The sequence below is a fragment of the Streptomyces sp. QH1-20 genome (assembly GCF_041283565.1).
GTDB classification, from domain to species: Bacteria; Actinomycetota; Actinomycetes; order Streptomycetales; family Streptomycetaceae; genus Streptomyces; species Streptomyces syringius.
The window spans coordinates 6497638-6514753 of record NZ_CP166299.1; the positions used below are offsets into that span (position 1 = coordinate 6497638).

At 71.3% G+C, this 17116-nt stretch carries 15 protein-coding genes; 4 read left to right on the plus strand and 11 right to left on the minus strand.

The window, feature by feature from the left end; genetic code table 11:
* The first annotated feature begins 23 nt into the window (after window positions 1–23).
* A complete protein-coding gene (locus AB8O64_RS29245) occupies window positions 24–1448 on the plus strand; it encodes a phytoene desaturase family protein (protein ID WP_370422365.1) in 1425 nt (474 codons plus the stop codon).
* 74 nt (window positions 1449–1522) lie between these two features.
* Here AB8O64_RS29245 and AB8O64_RS29250 read toward each other — a convergent pair whose 3' ends face one another.
* Window positions 1523–2122: a Clp protease N-terminal domain-containing protein gene (locus tag AB8O64_RS29250; protein WP_370422367.1), complete on the minus strand. Its 600-nt coding sequence runs from the start codon at window positions 2120–2122 to the stop codon at window positions 1523–1525.
* Window positions 2123–2124: 2 nt separating this feature from the next.
* A complete protein-coding gene (locus AB8O64_RS29255) occupies window positions 2125–2349 on the minus strand; it encodes a hypothetical protein (RefSeq protein WP_207304074.1) in 225 nt (74 codons plus the stop codon).
* Between the two features lie 145 nt (window positions 2350–2494).
* On the opposite strand from AB8O64_RS29255, the gene AB8O64_RS29260 reads away from it, so the two are divergent.
* Entirely contained in the window at window positions 2495–3967 is a 1473-nt protein-coding gene (locus AB8O64_RS29260; protein ID WP_370422369.1) for an AlkA N-terminal domain-containing protein, read from the plus strand.
* Between the two features lie 51 nt (window positions 3968–4018).
* Window positions 4019–4525 carry a methylated-DNA--[protein]-cysteine S-methyltransferase gene (locus tag AB8O64_RS29265; protein WP_370422371.1) on the plus strand — a complete coding sequence of 169 codons (507 nt, stop codon included), beginning with the start codon at window positions 4019–4021 and terminating at the stop codon, window positions 4523–4525.
* Window positions 4526–4552: 27 nt separating this feature from the next.
* On the opposite strand, the gene AB8O64_RS29270 is transcribed toward AB8O64_RS29265, so the two are convergent.
* Window positions 4553–6286, minus strand: coding sequence for a BCCT family transporter (locus tag AB8O64_RS29270; RefSeq protein WP_370422373.1), 1734 nt, complete (start codon window positions 6284–6286; stop codon window positions 4553–4555).
* A 309-nt stretch (window positions 6287–6595) separates the two neighbouring features.
* Here AB8O64_RS29270 and AB8O64_RS29275 point away from each other — a divergent pair, with 309 nt between their 5' ends.
* Entirely contained in the window at window positions 6596–7717 is a 1122-nt protein-coding gene (locus AB8O64_RS29275; RefSeq protein ID WP_370424003.1) for a glycerate kinase, read from the plus strand.
* 306 nt (window positions 7718–8023) lie between these two features.
* On the opposite strand, the gene pssA is transcribed toward AB8O64_RS29275, so the two are convergent.
* The 8 genes from pssA to AB8O64_RS29315 all read right to left on the minus strand — a co-directional run bounded on the left by pssA (window position 8024) and on the right by AB8O64_RS29315 (window position 17101).
* Window positions 8024–8872, minus strand: a complete 849-nt coding sequence (pssA, locus tag AB8O64_RS29280; RefSeq protein ID WP_356453197.1) for a CDP-diacylglycerol--serine O-phosphatidyltransferase — start codon at window positions 8870–8872, stop codon at window positions 8024–8026.
* The gene (locus tag AB8O64_RS29285; RefSeq protein WP_130881506.1) at window positions 8859–9506 is read right to left on the minus strand and encodes a phosphatidylserine decarboxylase; all 648 of its coding nucleotides are present in this window, start codon (window positions 9504–9506) and stop codon (window positions 8859–8861) included. Before AB8O64_RS29285 ends, pssA begins: the two co-directional genes overlap by 14 nt.
* 169 nt (window positions 9507–9675) lie before the next feature.
* Window positions 9676–10881 carry an acyl-CoA dehydrogenase family protein gene (locus AB8O64_RS29290; RefSeq protein ID WP_356453198.1) on the minus strand — a complete coding sequence of 402 codons (1206 nt, stop codon included), beginning with the start codon at window positions 10879–10881 and terminating at the stop codon, window positions 9676–9678.
* Between the two features lies 1 nt (window position 10882).
* On the minus strand, window positions 10883–11395 hold the full coding sequence (locus tag AB8O64_RS29295; RefSeq protein ID WP_370424004.1) for a MaoC family dehydratase: 513 nt from the start codon (window positions 11393–11395) through the stop codon (window positions 10883–10885).
* A 5-nt stretch (window positions 11396–11400) separates the two neighbouring features.
* A complete protein-coding gene (locus tag AB8O64_RS29300) occupies window positions 11401–12378 on the minus strand; it encodes a CoA ester lyase (RefSeq protein ID WP_130881504.1) in 978 nt (325 codons plus the stop codon).
* Window positions 12375–14387: a protein meaA gene (locus AB8O64_RS29305; protein ID WP_370422375.1), complete on the minus strand. Its 2013-nt coding sequence runs from the start codon at window positions 14385–14387 to the stop codon at window positions 12375–12377. Before AB8O64_RS29305 ends, AB8O64_RS29300 begins: the two co-directional genes overlap by 4 nt.
* A 52-nt stretch (window positions 14388–14439) precedes the next feature.
* The gene (ccrA, locus tag AB8O64_RS29310; RefSeq protein ID WP_370422377.1) at window positions 14440–15801 is read right to left on the minus strand and encodes a crotonyl-CoA carboxylase/reductase; all 1362 of its coding nucleotides are present in this window, start codon (window positions 15799–15801) and stop codon (window positions 14440–14442) included.
* 454 nt (window positions 15802–16255) lie between these two features.
* The gene (locus AB8O64_RS29315) at window positions 16256–17101 is read right to left on the minus strand and encodes a TetR family transcriptional regulator (protein ID WP_356453201.1); all 846 of its coding nucleotides are present in this window, start codon (window positions 17099–17101) and stop codon (window positions 16256–16258) included.
* Window positions 17102–17116 lie beyond the last annotated feature (15 nt).

Sequence of the window (17116 nt, forward strand, 5' to 3'; positions counted from 1 at the left end):
AGGGGACGAGGGGAGTCCGTGCGGTGCCCACGATGCTCGACGCGGTCGTCGTAGGGGCCGGGCCCAATGGGCTGACGGCCGCGGTCGAACTGGCCCGGCGGGGCCTGAGGGTCGAGGTGTTCGAAGCCGCCGACGCGATCGGCGGCGGGGCCCGCACCCAGGAGCTGACCCTCCCCGGCTTCCGCCACGACCCGTGCTCCGCCGTGCACCCGCTCGGCGCGGGCTCGCCCGCCTTCAACGCCATGCCGCTGGCCCGGCACGGACTGGAGTGGCTGCACCACGAGCTGCCCCTGGCGCACCCCTTCCCCGACGGCACGGCCGCGATCCTCTCCCGCAGCATCGGCGAGAGCGCCCACTCCTTCGGCCCGCGCGACGCCGGCGCGTACCGCAGGCTCGTCGCGCCGTTCCACGGCAAGTGGGACACGGTGGCGGCGGACTTCCTGCGCACCCAGTGGGACGGGCTGCCGCGCGACCCGGTCGGTTACGCCCGGTTCGGCCTGGTCGCCGCCCAGCCCGCCGCGCTGCTCACCCGCCGCTTCCGCGACGAGAAGGCGCGCGGCCTCTTCGCCGGGCTCGCCGCGCACGGCATCGCGCCGCTCACCGGCCTCGGGACGGGCGGCATGGCGCTGATGTTCGCGCTCGCCGCCCACGCGGGCGGCTGGCCGGTGCCGCGCGGCGGCTCCCAGTCGATCGCCGACGCGCTCGCCTCGTACCTCCGGGCGCTGGGCGGTGTCATCCACACCGACTTCGAGGTCAAGCGGCTCGACGACCTGCCGCCCGCCCGCGCGTACGTCTTCGACACCTCCCCGACCGCCGTGGCCCGGATCGCCGGCCTGGGCGACGCCTACCGCCGCTTCCGCTACGGACCGAGTGTCTTCAAGATCGACTACGCCCTGGACGGGCCGGTGCCGTGGACGGCCGAGGAGGCCCGGCGGGCCGGTACGGTCCACGTCGGCCCGACGTACGGCGAGATCTCCGCCGCCGTGCACGCCGCCTTCGACGGCCACGACCCCGCCGTCCCCTTCCTGATCACCGCCCAGCCCAGCCTCGTCGACCCGTCCCGCGCCCCCGAGGGCAAGCACACCTTCTGGGTGTACGGGCACGTACCGAGCGGCTGGGAGGGCGACGCCACCGAGGTGATCGAGCGTCAGATCGAGCGGTTCGCCCCCGGCTTCCGGGATCTGGTCCTCGCCCGCGCCACCGCCGGGCCGCCGCAGCTCGCCGCCCGCAACGCCAATTACATCGGCGGCGACATCGCGACCGGTTCCGTCGCGGGCCTGCGCCTGCTGATCCGCCCGAAGCTCGCCCGCGTCCCCTACGCCACGGCCCACCCGGCGGTCTTCCTCTGCTCCTCCGCGACCCCGCCGGGCCCGGGTGTGCACGGGATGTCGGGGCACCACGCGGCGAAGGCCGTATGGCGGCGGCTCACGGGCGGCTCCGCGGGCTAGGGGCCGGCTGGGCACCCGCCGTCCGTACGGCGGGCGCACCCGCGCACCGAACGCGTCGCCCGCGCATCTGCGGCCTACGCCGCCCGGTCCAGATCGGCCACGAGCCCGGCGCGTACGGTCGCCGAATCGGTGCCGAGCCTGCGCAGGACCCCGGCTGTCACGGCGTCCTCCGGGTGGAGGACGCCCAGCAGCACATGTTCGAGACCGATGCGGTGGTCCTTGCGGGCCAGCGCCTCGCGCAGGGAACGCTCAAGCGCCTTCTTGGCCCGGGGGGTGAACGGGATATGGCTCCTGGATCCCTTCGCGCCGCCCCGGTTGCGGCCGAACGGCAATCCCCTCCGCCGGGTCCGTGCGGGCTCCTCCTCCTGGGGGCCGAGCGCGCCGGGCCCGAACCGCTCCTCGGCACGGGCCCGCACCGCGTCGAGGTCGATCCCCAGCGCGCGCAGTGCCTCCGCGTCACCGTCGCCGAGCGGTCCCGCCGGGGTGAGGGCCGCACGGCAAGCGGCGGGCGTGATGCCGAGCCGCGCCAGCGTGGCAGCCCCCGGCGCCCCCTCCTGGGCGGCCACGGCGACCAGCAGGTGCTCGCTGCCGATCCACGTGTGGGCCAGGTCGCGCGCCTCCTCCTGCGCCTGGATCACCGCGAACCGGGCCTCTTTGGTGAACTGTTCGAACATGGCTACCTCCTGGCGTGTTTCTTGTGCACTGCCTGCCTGCTCACACCCAGCGCGGCCCCGATCTCCTCCCAGGACCAGCCCTGCCGCCGCGCGCTGTCGACCTGGAGCGCCTCCAGGCGCTCGACCAGCCGCCGCAGCGCGGCGACGGCGCGCAACCCCACGTGGGGATCACCGTTCATGGCGGCCTCGGTGGTGCCGACCGCGTCCTTCGCATCCGTTCCGGCCATGCTGTCAACCTAGGATGACAAGCGCGAGGCGTCAACCACTGTTGACACCAGGAGGGGCGGGTGAATGACGGTCCCCGAGGTCGGCCTGGCGTCCATGTCGGATTTCCGCGAGCCAGGACGCCCCCGGACCGGCGATCCTTGACGCATGCACACCGACTTCGACCGTTGCGTACGGGCCGTGCGGTCCAAGGACGCCCGTTTCGACGGATGGTTCTACACCGCCGTTCTCACCACCCGGATCTACTGCCGGCCGAGCTGCCCCGCCGTACCGCCGAAGGACCGGAACATGTCCTTCTACCCGAGTGCGGCCGCCGCCCAGCAGGCCGGCTTCCGGGCCTGCAAGCGCTGCGCGCCCGACGCCAGCCCCGGCTCACCGCGCTGGAACGAACGCGCCGACGTCGTCGCCCGCGCCATGCGGCTCATCGGCGACGGCACGGTCGACCGCGAGGGCGTCCCCGGGCTCGCCGCGCGCCTGGGCTACAGCACCCGCCAGATCGAGCGGCAGCTCCTCGCCGAGCTGGGCGCGGGCCCCCTCGCCCTCGCCCGTGCCCAGCGCGCCCAGACGGCGCGGATCCTCATCGAGACCAGCGAACTGCCCATGGCGGACGTCGCCTTCGCCGCCGGGTTCGCCTCCATCAGGGCCTTCAACGAGACCGTCCGGGAGGTCTTCGCGCTCGCTCCGACCGAGCTGCGCGCCCGTGCCGCCCGGGGAACCCGCCCCGCCACCCCCGGCGTCCTGACGCTCCGGCTGCCCTTCCGCGCGCCCCTGAACCCCGACAACCTCTTCGGCCACCTCGCCGCCACGGCCGTACCCGGCGTCGAGGAGTGGCGCGACGGCGCCTACCACCGCACCCTGCGGCTGCCCTACGGGCACGGCACCGTCGCCCTGCGCCCGCGCCCCGACCACATCGAGTGCCGGCTCGCCCTCTCCGACCAGCGCGACCTGGCGGGCGCCATCAGCCGCTGCCGCCGGCTCCTCGACCTCGACGCCGACCCGGAGGCCGTCGACTCGCTGCTGCGCACCGATCCGCTGCTCGGCCCCCTGGTCGACAAGGCGCCGGGGCGGCGGGTGCCCCGCACGGTGGACGCCGAGGAGTTCGCCGTACGGGCCGTGCTCGGCCAGCAGGTGTCGACCGCCGCCGCCCGCACCCTCGCCGCCCGGCTCGTCCTCGCGCACGGCGAACCGCTGGCCACCCCGCACGGCGGCCTCACCCACCTGTTCCCCACCGCCGAGGCACTGGCCGGCCTGGACCCGGCCGCCCTCGCCATGCCCACCGGGCGGCGCGCCACGGTCGTCCGCGTCGCCAGTGCCCTCGCGGGTGGTGAGCTCGCCCTCGGCGTCGGCAGCGACTGGGAACGGGCCCGCGCCCAGCTCACCGCGCTCCCCGGCATCGGCCCCTGGACGGCGGAGATCATCGCGATGCGGGCCCTCGGCGACCCCGACGCCTTCATCCCCACGGACCTCGGCGTACGGCGCGCCGCGGCCACCGCGGGCCTGCCCGCCACGCCCGGGGCGCTCACCCGGCACGCCGCCGCATGGCGGCCCTGGCGCGCGTACGCCGTCCAGTACCTGTGGTCGGCCGACGACCACGCGGCGGCCCGCATGCCCGCGGCCTGACCGGCCTAGGCCGTCCCCTGCCCACCCGCCCCCTGAACGGAATCGCTCCCCATGACCCGCGTCCACACCCTCATCGACAGCCCCTACGGCCCGCTCACCCTCGTCGCGACCGATGGCCTCCTGTCGGGTGTCTATATGACCGACCACCGGCACCAGCCGCCCGTGGAGACCTTCGGCGAGCGGGACGGCACGCCCTTCCCCGAGGTGGTGCGCCAACTGGAGGCCTACTTCACCGGTGCGTCCACCACCTTCGACCTCCCGCTGCACCAGGACGGCACGCCCTTCCAGCGCCGCGTCTGGGACGGTCTCCAGCAGATCGCCTTCGGTGAGACGCTCTCCTACGGTGAACTCGCGGAGCGCATCGGGGCACCGGGCGCGTCCCGCGCGGTCGGGCTCGCGAACGGCAAGAACCCCATCAGCATCATCGTCCCCTGCCACCGCGTCATCGGTGCGAACGGCAGCCTCACCGGCTACGGCGGCGGCCTGGACCGCAAGCGCCGCCTGCTGGACTTCGAGCGCGGCACGGCCGAACCGTCCGTGCAGGACGAGCTGTTCTGAGCCCGGCAAGATCCACCAGGCCCGCCCCTAGGCCCGGGGGCCGCCCTCGGTGTCGTCGCGGCCGCGGACGCTCTCCGCGACCCGGCGCAGCCGGGGGTGCCGGGTCGGGCCCTGCTCGGTGATCGCCTCGCCGATCATCGTGCGCATCGCGTCCCGCAGCCCGTGCGCCGCGTGATGACGGGCGGGACCCGCGCCCGGGTCCGCGCGCAGCTCCGTCAGCAGCGACCAGCACAGCGCCAGCATCACCAGCACGAACGGCAGCGCGACCAGGATCGTCGCCGACTGCAGGGAGCCGAGCCCGCCGGCCACCAGCAGCACGGCGGCGACCGCCGCCATGAGCACCCCCCAGGTCACCACGAGCCAGGTGCGCGGGTGCAGCGCGCCCCGGCTGGAGAGCGAGCCCATCACCAGCGACGCGGAGTCCGCGCTGGTGATGAAGTACGTCATCACCAGCAGCATCGCCACCCACGACACGAGCGTGGCCAGCGGCAGGGTGTCCAGCAGCGCGAACATCGACGCCTCCGCGCCGTCCGCGACCGTCCCCGCCATGTCCGCCGCGCCGGTCATGTCCAGGCGCAGCGCGCTGCCGCCCATGACGCAGAACCACACCACCGTCGCGCCGCTGGGCACCAGCAGGACGCCGACGAGGAACTCGCGGATCGTGCGGCCGCGCGAGATGCGGGCGATGAACGTGCCCACGAACGGGGCCCACGACAGCCACCACGCCCAGTAGAAGATCGTCCACGCGCCGAGCCACTTCGAGTCCGTGAACGCCCCGGTGCGCGTCGCCAGTACGAGCAGGTCGTGCAGATAGCCGCCGGCGGCCGCGGGGATGGTGTTGAGGATGTTGACCGTCGGCCCGAGGAGGAAGACGAAGAGCATCAGACACGCGGCGAGCAGGATATTGATCGTGCTCAGCCACTTCACGCCCTTGTGCAGCCCGGAGAAGGCGGACAGGACGAAGGCGCCCGACAGCCCCGCGATGATGATCAGCTCCAGGGCGGTGGAGTCCTCGACGCCGGTCGTGATGTTCAGGCCCTTCGACACCTGGAGCGCGCCCAGGCCGAGGCTGGTCGCCGTCCCGAACACCGTCGCGAAGACGGCCAGCAGATCGATGGCCCGGCCCGGCCAGCCGTCCGCCCGCCGCTGCCCGAGCAGCGGTACGAACGCCGAGCTGAGCCGGTTGCCGCGGCCCTTGCGGAAGCCGGCGTAGGCGAGCGCGAGGCCGGCCATCCCGTAGATGGCCCACGGGTGCAGGGTCCAGTGGAAGAACGAGTACTCCAGCGCCGTCCGGGCCGCGGCGGGGGTCCCGGCGGGGACACCGCTGCCGGGCGGCGGCGAGACGAAGTGCTGGAGCGGCTCGCCGACCCCGTAGAACATCAGGCCGATGCCCATGCCGGCGCTGAACATCATCGCGATCCACGCGAGGCTGCCGAATTCCGGCCGGTCGTCGTCCTTGCCCAGCCGGATCCGGCCGAACCGGCTCGCGGCGATGACCACGCACAGCACGAGGAAGACATCGGCCGCGATCACGAACAGCCAGGCGAAGTTCGACAGCACCCAGCTCAGGGCGGACGACGACACACTGTCGAACGAGTGCTTGCCGAGCGCGGCCCAGCCCACCACCGCCAGGACCGCGGCGCCCCCGATGGCGACGACGGCGAGATCGGGGGGCCCGTCCTGCGGTGGGCCGTCCCGCGGGGGCTCGGACGGGCCGGACGGCGGGGTCGAGCCGGGCGACTCGGATGCGTCGGTGCTCATGACGCCCCACTATGGCCGGGACAGTCCCAATTGGGCGGCCTGGCACGCCGCCCGAGGGCATGGGCAACGCCATATGCCGCCGGGTAGGGTCGCTGCGGCGCGACTGCCTGTGCGCGAGCAGGCCCGGAGAACAGGGGATGCAAGGTGGCAGACGCTGCGAGGACGACCGGAACGGACGCCGGCGACCGGCCCGGACCGACGATGACCGCCTCGGTGGGACGGCCGGCGGACACGGACGCCGCAACGGCGCCGGACCCCGTGCCCGCCGGTGCGAGGGCCGCGAGCGGCGCCGAGGGGGCGCTTCCGCGGGTGCTGATCGCCCCGGACAAGTTCAAGGGCTCGCTCACGGCCGTACAGGTCGCCGAGCACATCACGGCCGGACTACGGCGCGCGGTGCCCGGACTGACCGTCGAGTCGCTCCCGGTCGCCGACGGCGGGGACGGCACGGTCGAGGCGGCCCTCGCGGCGGGCTTCGAGCGCCGTCAGAAGCACGTCAGCGGGCCGCTGGGGGCCCCGGTCGACGCGGCGTACGCGCTGCGCGGCGAGACGGCCGTGGTGGAGATGGCGGAGGCCTCGGGCCTGCGGCACCTCCCGGAGGGCGTCTGGGCCCCGCTCACGGCCACCACGTACGGCACCGGCGAGCTGCTGCGGGCGGCGCTGGACGCGGGCGCCCGCCGTATCGTCCTCGGCGTCGGCGGCAGCGCCACCACGGATGGCGGAGCCGGCATGCTCTCGGCGCTCGGCGCCCGCTTCCTCGCCGCGGACGGGCAGCCGCTCACCCCGGGCGGCGGACCGCTGGCCGGACTGGTGACCGCGGACTTCTCCGGGCTGGACCCGCGCCTGGCGGAGACCGTCGTCACCCTCGCGAGTGACGTCGACAACCCGCTGACGGGGCCGACGGGCGCCGCGGCGGTGTACGCGCCGCAGAAGGGCGCCGACGAGGGTGACGTCGCGGAGCTGGAGACGGCCCTCGCCCACTACGCGTGGATCCTGGAACAGGCCCTCGGCCCCCAGGCGGCCGAGTACGCGCGCGCCCCGGGCGCGGGGGCCGCGGGCGGCCTCGGGTACGGGGCGCTCGTGGGACTCGGCGCGCGCTTCCGGCCGGGCATCGAGGTGATGCTGGAGGTCCTGGGCTTCGCGGCGGCGCTGGACCGGGCGGACCTGGTGATCACGGGGGAGGGCTCGCTGGACGAGCAGACCCTGCACGGCAAGGCCCCGGCGGGCGTGGCGACGGCGGCCCGCGCCCGCGGCCTGGAGGTCATCGCGGTCTGCGGCCGCCTGGCCCTTCCCCCGGAGTCCCTCGGCCGCGCGGGCATCCGCCGCGCCTACGCCCTGACCGACCTGGACCCCGACCCCACCCGCTGCATGACCGAGGCGGCCCCCCTCCTGGAACGCACGGCGGAGCGCATCGCTCGCGACTTCCTGTCGTAACGGGTTCCGCCGCCGCGGTGGGGCACCGCCGGGCACGCTGGGTGTGGCCGTTCGCCGTCGCGGCGGGAAGGGGTTGCCCGGCCAGGCGATGCCGCCGGAGGCCGGCGCCGCTGTCTTGCGTGGTTACGGTCCCGGTACCGCGGTGGTCCGCGGCCGCGGTGGGGTACCGCCGGGGGCGTGGCAGGTTCGGCACCGCCGACCACGCTGGGTGTGGCCGTTCGCCGTCGCGGCGGGAATACGACGAACGGCGTGGGCCCGGGCGATCACATCGCCCGGGCCCACGCCGTTGTTCGGTTACCGCAAGCGCTACCGCGCAGCCGCTCGCGCCTCGCGGCGGTTGTCGCGGAAGGTGTTCACCCGGCGGGCCGTCGCGAAGAGCGGGATGACCGCGCCGAGGACGACCTGGAGGGCGCAGCCGGTCTGCAGGAGCAGCTCGCCGCCGGGGGCGTCGAAGGCCCACGCGGCCAGCAGGCCCATGCTGAGCATGATCCAGCTGAGCATCGCCACCGCCAGACGGCCCCGCGGCTTGGGGTACTCGACCCGGCTCACCATCAGCCACGCCACACCCACGATCGCGAGCAGCGTCGGGATGAAGGGCAGCTCCAGGAGCACGATCGAGACCACCGTCAGCGCCCCGAAGGGACTCGGCATCCCCTGGAAGATCCCGTCCCGCAGCTGGACGCACGAGAAGCGCGCCAGTCGCAGGACGACCGCGAGCAGCACCACGATCGCCGCCACCGCCGAGACCCGCTGGTGCGCGTCGTCGGCGACCATGCCCCACACGACCACGAAGTACGCGGGCGCCAGCCCGAAGCTGATCAGGTCGGAGAGGTTGTCCAGCTCCGCGCCCATCGCCGAGCTGCGGAGCTTGCGCGCCACGAGCCCGTCGAACAGGTCGAAGACCGATGCGAGGAGCATCAGTATCACCGCGGTGGCCGCGCTGTGGCGGGCCATGCCGCCGTCCTCGTTGCCCGTCAGATGCGGGATGAGGACGCCGGTGGTGGTGAAGTACACCGCCATGAAGCCACAGATCGCGTTACCCAGCGTGAGGGTGTCCGCTATTGACAGCCGGGTCGACAGCGGCATGTCGTCCGTGTCGTCGGCCTCCACCTCGGGCACCCAGGAGGTCTGTGTCTCCGGATCAATCACGGTCAAGGCGTGTCACCCCTGCCGTGGTGGCCTGGCCGACCTCGACCGCGACCTCGACACCCTCCGGGAGGTAGATGTCGACGCGCGAGCCGAACCGGATCAGGCCGATCCGTTCGCCCTGCTCCACCTTCGTGTCCTGGGGCACGTAGGGAACGATGCGACGGGCGACGGCGCCGGCGATCTGCACCATCTCGATGTCACCGAGCTCGGTGTCGAAGTGCCAGACGACGCGCTCGTTGTTCTCGCTCTCCTTGTTGAACGCCGGGATGAACCCGCCGGGGATGTGCTCCACGGACGTCACCGTGCCGGCCAGCGGCGCACGGTTGACGTGGACGTTCAGCGGGCTCATGAAGATCGCGACGCGGGTGCGCCCGTCCTTCCACGGCATGATGCTCTGCACCACGCCGTCGGCAGGGGAGATGACTCGCCCGCGCGTGATCTCGCGCTCGGGGTCGCGGAAGAACCACAGCATGCCCGCCGCGAGCGCGGTGGTGGGCACGGCCAGCGCCGCCCAGCGACCGGAGCGCCGGGCGCGGGTGAGGCTGACCGCCGCGGTGGCGACGGTCGGGAGGAGCCACGGCGATGCTCCGCGCGCAAGGCGGACGCGGCCGCGTGGTGCAGAGGAAGAGCTGTGGGGCATGGATGACCTTCGTGGCGGAGGGTGCCGCGTAACGATTGGGGGACGGCGGCTTTCCGGGGATGGTATCGGTTGCGGGCGGCAACTGGGCAAGCGCCAGGGCCAGTCCGTGGCCGAACGCCGATGACAGGGTGTGATCTTCTTCTCTAACAAAACACCCCTAACCGGACATTTATCCCTGGATTCGGTACTCCTCGAGTAGCCGGCGGCCGATGATCATTTTCTGGATCTCGGCGGTACCTTCACCGATCAGCAGCATCGGCGCCTCACGGTAGAGGCGCTCGATCTCGTACTCCTTGGAGAAGCCGTAGCCGCCGTGGATACGGAAGGCGTCTTCGACTACCTCCTTGCAGTACTCGGAGGCCAGGTACTTGGCCATTCCTGCTTCGAGGTCGTTGCGCTGACCCGAGTCCTTCTTCCGGGCCGCATTCACCATCATCGCATGCGCCGCTTCGACCTTTGTCCCCATTTCGGCCAGTTTGAATTGAATGGCCTGATGTTGGGCGATCGGTTTTCCGAAAGTGTGACGTTGCTGCGCGTACGAGACGCCCAGCTCGAAAGCGCGCTGAGCGACGCCGCAACCACGCGCCGCGACGTTCACCCGCCCCACCTCGACGCCGTCCATCATCTGGTAGAAGCCCCGGCCGGTGGCCCCGCCGAGCACCCGATCGGCCGGAATGCGCAGTCCGTCCATGATCAGCTCGGTGGTGTCGACGCCCTTGTAGCCCATCTTGTCGATCTTGCCGGGAATGGTCAGCCCCGGCTTGACCTGGCCGAATCCCGGCTCCTTCTCGATCAGGAAGGTGGTCATCGACTTGTGCGGGGCGGTGCCCTCGGGGTGGCCCTCGTCCGTCCGGCACAGCACCGCGACCAGGGTCGAGGAGCCGCCGTTGGTGAGCCACATCTTCTGGCCGTTCAGGACGTAGTCGTCCCCGTCGCGCACGCCCTTGGATGTGATTGCCGACACATCCGAGCCGAGACCCGGTTCCGACATCGAGAAGGCGCCCCGGACATCGCCGGTGGCCATCCGCGGCAGGAAGTACTCCCGCTGCTCCTGGGTGCCGTGCTGCTTGAGCATGTACGCGACGATGAAGTGGGTGTTGATGATCCCGGACACACTCATCCAGCCGCGGGCGATCTCCTCCACGCACAACGCGTATGTGAGAAGGGACTCACCGAGGCCGCCGTACTCCTCCGGGATCATCAGGCCGAACAGCCCGAGTTCCTTGAGGCCCTCGACTATGCGCGTCGGGTATTCGTCACGGTGCTCCAGCTCGGTCGCGACCGGGATGATCTCTTTGTCGACGAATTCACGGACGGTGGCGAGGATTTCCCGCTGGATGTCCGTCAGTCCGTCGGTCTGCGCGAGGCGGCCCATCTCACTTCTCCCGGACGATCGGCTCGGGGCGGCCGGGCTGTTCCCCGCCGCGCTCCTTGATGTACGTGGCGGTGGGGACCATCACCTTGCGCCGGAAGACGCAGACGACGGTGCCGTCCTGCTTGTAGCCCCTGGTCTCGACGTAGACGATGCCGCGGTCGCTCTTGGACTTCGACGGCGTCTTGTCCAGCACGGTCGTCTCGCCGTAGATCGTGTCGCCGTGGAAGGTCGGCGCGATGTGCTTCAGCGACTCGACCTCCAGATTGGCGATCGCCTTGCCCGAGACATCGGGGACGGACATGCCCAGCAGCAGCGAGTAGACGTAATTGCCCACCACGACGTTCCGGCCGAAATCGGTCGTCTTCTCCGCGTAGTTGGCATCCATGTGCAGCGGGTGATGATTCATCGTGAGCAGACAGAAAAGGTGGTCGTCGTATTCGGTGACCGTCTTGCCGGGCCAGTGCTTGTACACATCGCCGACGGTGAACTCCTCGAAGGTGCGGCCGAACTGCATGATGCTCACGCCTCCGGGATCTCGAACTTGGAGTGACGGGTCATACCGGCCGCGCGGCCCTTGCCCGCGACGACGAGCGCCATCTTCCGGCTGGCCTCGTCGATCATCTCGTCGCCGAGCATCGCCGAGCCCTTCTTGCCGCCGGCCTCGGACGTGCAGTAGTCGTACGCGTCGAGGATCAGCTCGGCGTGGTCGTAGTCCTCCTGCGAGGGGGAGAAGACCTCGTTGGCCAGCTCGACCTGGCCCGGGTGGAGCACCCACTTGCCGTCGAAGCCCAGCGCCGCCGCGCGCCCGGCGACCTCGCGGTAGCCGTCCTCGTTGCGGATCTGCAGGTACGGGCCGTCGATCGCCTGGAGGTCGTTGGCGCGGGCCGCCATCAGGATCCGCATGAGGATGTAGTGATAGGCGTCCGCGGAGTAGCCGGGCGGCTGCTCGCCGACGACCAGGGACTTCATGTTGATGGAGGCCATGAAGTCGGCCGGGCCGAAGACGATGGTCTCCAGGCGCGGCGAGGCGGCGGCGATGTCGTCGACGTTCACCAGGCCCTTGGCGTTCTCGATCTGCGCCTCGATGCCGATGCGCCCGACCTCGAAGCCCATGGTCTTCTCGATCTGCGTCAGCAGCAGGTCGAGGGAGACGATCTGCTGGGCGTCCTGCACCTTCGGCAGCATGATGCAGTCGAGGTTCGGCCCGGCCCCCTCGACGACGGTGATGACGTCCCGGTACGTCCAGTGCGTGGTCCAGTCGTTGACCCGGACGACCCTGGTCTTGCCCGTCCAGTCGCCGTTGTTGAGCGCGTCGACGATCGTGTGCCGGGCGCCCTCCTTGGCCAGCGGGGCGCAGGCGTCCTCCAGGTCCAGGAAGACCTGGTCGGCGGGCAGCCCCTGGGCCTTCTCCAGGAAGCGCGGGTTGCTGCCGGGGACGGCGAGGCAGGAGCGGCGCGGACGCAGGCGGTTGACGGGGCCGGCGGCAATACCAGTCATGCGGAGACCTCCAGAGGGTCGAGCTTGTTCGCTTTCCGGATCTCGTCGACGATACGGCCGATGATCTCCGTGATTCCGAAGTCCTTGGGTGTGAAGACGGCCGCGACACCGGCCGCCCGCAGGGCGGTGGCGTCGGCCGAGGGGATGATGCCACCGACGATCACGGGCATGTCGTCGGCACCGGTGGCCCGCAGCCGGGCCAGTACGTCCGGCACCAGCTCGGCGTGCGAGCCGGAGAGGATCGACAGGCCCACGCAGTGCACGTCCTCGGCGACGGCCGCCGAGACGATCTGCTCCGGGGTGAGCCGGATGCCCTGGTAGACCACCTCGAAGCCGGCGTCGCGCGCCCGTACGGCGATCTGCTCGGCGCCGTTGGAGTGCCCGTCCAGGCCCGGCTTGCCCACCAGCAGGCGCAGCTTGCCGCTGCCCAGCTCGTCGGCGGTCCGGGCCACCTTCTCGCGGACCACGGCGAGCGGGGTGCCGGCCTCGGCGGTGACCGCCACCGGGGCGCTGCTGACGCCCGTGGGAGCCCGGAACTCGCCGAAGACGTCCCGCAGGGCCCAGGACCACTCCCCGGTCGTCACACCGGCGCGTACGCACTCCAGCGTGGCCGTCATCAGGTTCTCCGAGCCCGCCGCCGCCTTCTTCAGCGCCGACAGCGACTCCTGCGCCCGGCCCTCGTCGCGGTTGTCACGCCAGGAGTGCAGACCCGTCACCACACGCGCCTCGTTCGCCGGGTCGACCGTCATGATCGCGGCGTCGAGATCGGCGGTGAGCGGGTTGGGCTCGGTGGACTCGTAGCAGTTGACCCCGACGATCTTCTCCTCGCCGGCCTCGATCCGGGCCCGCCGCTCGGCGTGCGAGGAGACCAGCCGGGACTTCAGATAGCCGGACTCGACGGCCGCCATCGCGCCGCCCATCTCCTCGATCCGCGCCATCTCCGCCAGGCACTCGGTGACCAGCGCGGCCACCTTGGCCTCGATGACGTGCGACCCGGCGAAGATGTCCTCGTACTCCAGCAGATCGCTCTCGTGCGCGAGGACCTGCTGGATGCGCAGGGACCACTGCTGGTCCCAGGGCCGCGGCAGGCCCAGCGCCTCGTTCCAGGCGGGCAGCTGCACGGCCCGGGCGCGGGCGTCCTTGGAGAGGGTGACGGCCAGCATCTCCAAAACGATGCGCTGGACGTTGTTCTCCGGCTGCGCCTCGGTCAGCCCCAGGGAGTTGACCTGGACGCCGTAGCGGAAGCGGCGCTGCTTGGGGTTCTCGATGCCGTACCGCTCCCGGGTGACCTGGTCCCAGATGCGGCCGAAGGCGCGCATCTTGCACATCTCCTCGACGAACCGGACCCCGGCGTTGACGAAGAAGGAGATCCGGGCGACGACATCGCCCTTGCGCTCCTCGGGGACCTGACCGGAGGCGAACACCGCGTCGAGCACGGCGATCGCCGTGGACATGGCGTACGAGATCTCCTGGACCGGTGTGGCCCCGGCCTCCTGCAGGTGATAGCTGCAGATGTTGATCGGGTTCCACTTGGGGATGTGGTTCACCGTGTAGGTGATCATGTCCGTCGTCAGCCGGAGACTCGGCCCCGGCGGGAAGACGTGCGTCCCGCGCGAGAGGTACTCCTTGACGATGTCGTTCTGCGTCGTCCCGGAGAGCTTGGTGACGTCGGCGCCCTGCTCCTCCGCGACCACCTGGTACATCGCCAGCAGCCACATGGCCGTGGCGTTGATGGTCATGGAGGTGTTCATCTGCTCCAGGGGGATGTCCTGGAACAGCCGCCGCATGTCCCCGAGATGGGAGACCGGCACCCCGACCCGCCCGACCTCGCCGCGGGCGAGGATGTGGTCGGGGTCGTAACCGGTCTGCGTCGGGAGGTCGAACGCGACCGACAGACCGGTCTGGCCCTTGGCGAGGTTGCGTCGGTAGAGCTGATTGGACGCCTCGGCCGTGGAGTGCCCGGCGTAGGTCCGCATCAGCCACGGACGATCCTTCTGACGCTCAGTCATGTGGTGTTCGGCTTTCGATGATTCGGACGGCGCGGATTCGGCTGTGCGGGGTTCAGACGTTCCTGAAGCGGTTGATGGCTTCGATGTGCTGTTCACGCATCTCCGGGTCGCGCACGCCCATGCCCTCCTCGGGGGCCAGCGCGAGCACGCCGACCTTGCCCTGGTGGAGGTTGCGGTGCACGTCGTACGCGGCCTGCCCGGTCTCCGCCAGGGTGTAGGTCCTGGAGAGGGTGGGGTGGATCTTCCCCTTGGCGATGAGGCGGTTGGCCTCCCAGGCCTCGCGGTAGTTGGCGAAGTGCGAGCCCACGATCTTCTTCAGCGACATCCACAAGTAGCGGTTGTCGTACTCGTGGTTGTAGCCCGAGGTCGAGGCGCAGGTGACGATCGTGCCGCCCTTGCGGGTGACGTACACCGACGCGCCGAAGGTCTCGCGGCCCGGGTGCTCGAAGACGATGTCGACGTCCTCGCCGCCGGTCAGTTCGCGGATCCGCTTGCCGAAGCGCTTCCATTCGCGCTGGTCCTGGTGGTGCTCGTCCTTCCAGAACCGGTAGCCCTCGGCGTTGCGGTCGATGACCGCCTCGGCGCCCATGGCCCGGCAGATCTCGGCCTTCTCCGGGCTGGAGACCACACAGATCGGATTGGCGCCGCCGGCCAGCGCGAACTGCGTGGCGTAGCTGCCGAGTCCGCCGCTGGCGCCCCAGATCAGGACGTTGTCGCCCTGCTTCATCCCGGCGCCGTTGCGGGAGACGAGCTGCCGGTACGCGGTCGAGTTGACCAGCCCGGGGGCCGCGGCCTCCTCCCAGCTGAGGTGGCGGGGCTTGGGCATCAGCTGATTGGACTTCACGAGCGCGATCTCGGCCAGACCGCCGAAGTTGGTCTCGAAGCCCCAGATGCGCTGCTCGGGGTCGAGCATCGTGTCGTTGTGCCCGTCGGCGGACTCCAGCTCGACGGACAGACAGTGCGCGACGACCTCGTCCCCGGGCTTCCAGGCGTTGACGCCGGGGCCGGTGCGCAGCACCACGCCCGCCAGGTCGGAGCCGATGACGTGGTACGGCAGGTCGTGCCGCTTGGCGAGCGGGGACAGCTTCCCGTAGCGCTCGAGGAAGGCGAAGGTGGAGACGGGCTCGAAGATCGAGGTCCAGACGGAGTTGTAGTTCACCGAGCTGGCCATGACGGCCACCAGGGCCTCGCCCGGGCCCAGTTCGGGCACCGGCACCTCTTCGACGTGCAGGGACTTGCGCGGATCCTTCTCCCGGGTGGAGAGGCCGGCGAACATCTCGGCCTCGTCCTTGTGCACGGTCACCGCGCGGTAGGACTCGGGGAGGGGCAGGGCGGCGAAGTCTTCGGCTGTGACCGCGGCGGAGCCGCTGTCGGACGCTGTCGACGCGAGAATCGCGTCCAGTATGTGGTTCACGGTGTGGCCTCCGGCGAAGCACGTCGTGGGAACGGCTTGAGGGAACGTCGGGGGTGGTGCAGAGGCGGTGCCGTCGGTTCGGCGGGTGGTGCTCGGCTGCGCGGGTGAGCGCTTGCGGTATCGCCCAGCGGTGACTGGGGAGCCTGTGACGCAGGCGTCCGGGCGCACAAGGTGCTTGTGGGGACAGCCGACGCGCGACGGTTGTGTCTGACGCGCCGGCCGCCCGGACACCCACAAGGTATGGCACCGCGTGCCACTGGACAAGACACTGGGTGCCAACAATTTCTCTCAGATGTCATCCACAGGGCACGTATGAGCAACGATGAGCCACACGACAACCGACAAAGGCCGCCCCGAAGGGCGGCCTTTGTGGTGATTGTGCGGGAAATGCCCGCTGTGGCTATCCGGGCGGACGTGCGGGACCGGGAGCGGGACGGGTGGGCGGGAAAGCGCGTCAGCTCTTCTTCTTGAGCGCCTTCTCGATCGCGCGCATCACCTCGTCGAGCGGGGCGTCCGTACGGGCCACCGTGACCAGCACCTCGCCCTCGGCACCCGCGGTCCGCGCCGTCGCGGCCGGCCCGCTCGCCGGGGTGCCCGCCGAGGTGGTGCGCCCGGCGCCGATGCCCGAGCCGAAGGTGTCCCGCACGATGGCGAAGGCGTGATCGAGCTGGGCCTCCACATCGCCCTCACCGCCGCCGCGCAGCCAGCGCCGCAGCACATGGTTGTGCGCGGTGACCACGGCCGAGGCGGCGACCTCCGCGAGCAGCGGATCGTCGTCGCCCACATGGTGGGCGCCCTCGTCGAAATGGCCGAGAAGGTACCGGGTGAACAGCCGCTCGTAGCGGGCCACCGAGGCGATCTCGCGCTCCCGCAGGGCGGGCACCTCGCGGGTGAGGCGGTAGCGCTCGACGGACACGGCGGGAGAGGCCGCGTACATCCGCATGACCTCCTTGATGCCCCGGCAGACGGTGTCCAGCGGGTTCTCCTGCGGCGGCGCGGCGTCCAGCACCCCCGCGGCCCGTACGAGCGTGTCGTCGTGGTCGGGGAAGATGGCCTCTTCCTTGGAACGGAAGTGGCGGAAGAAGGTGCGGCGGGCGACACCGGCCGCGGCCGCGATCTCGTCGACGGTCGTCGCCTCGTAGCCCTTCGTCGCGAACAACTCCATGGCGGCCGCCGCGAGTTTGCGGCGCATGGTGAGTCGCTGGGCCGCGGCACGGCGGGTGCCGGTGCTCTCGGAGCCTTCCGGTGACTCCTTCTTGGCCGGGCGCGACGGTCGAGCGGGCTTTACGGGCTGGGACATGTGGGGAACGTAACA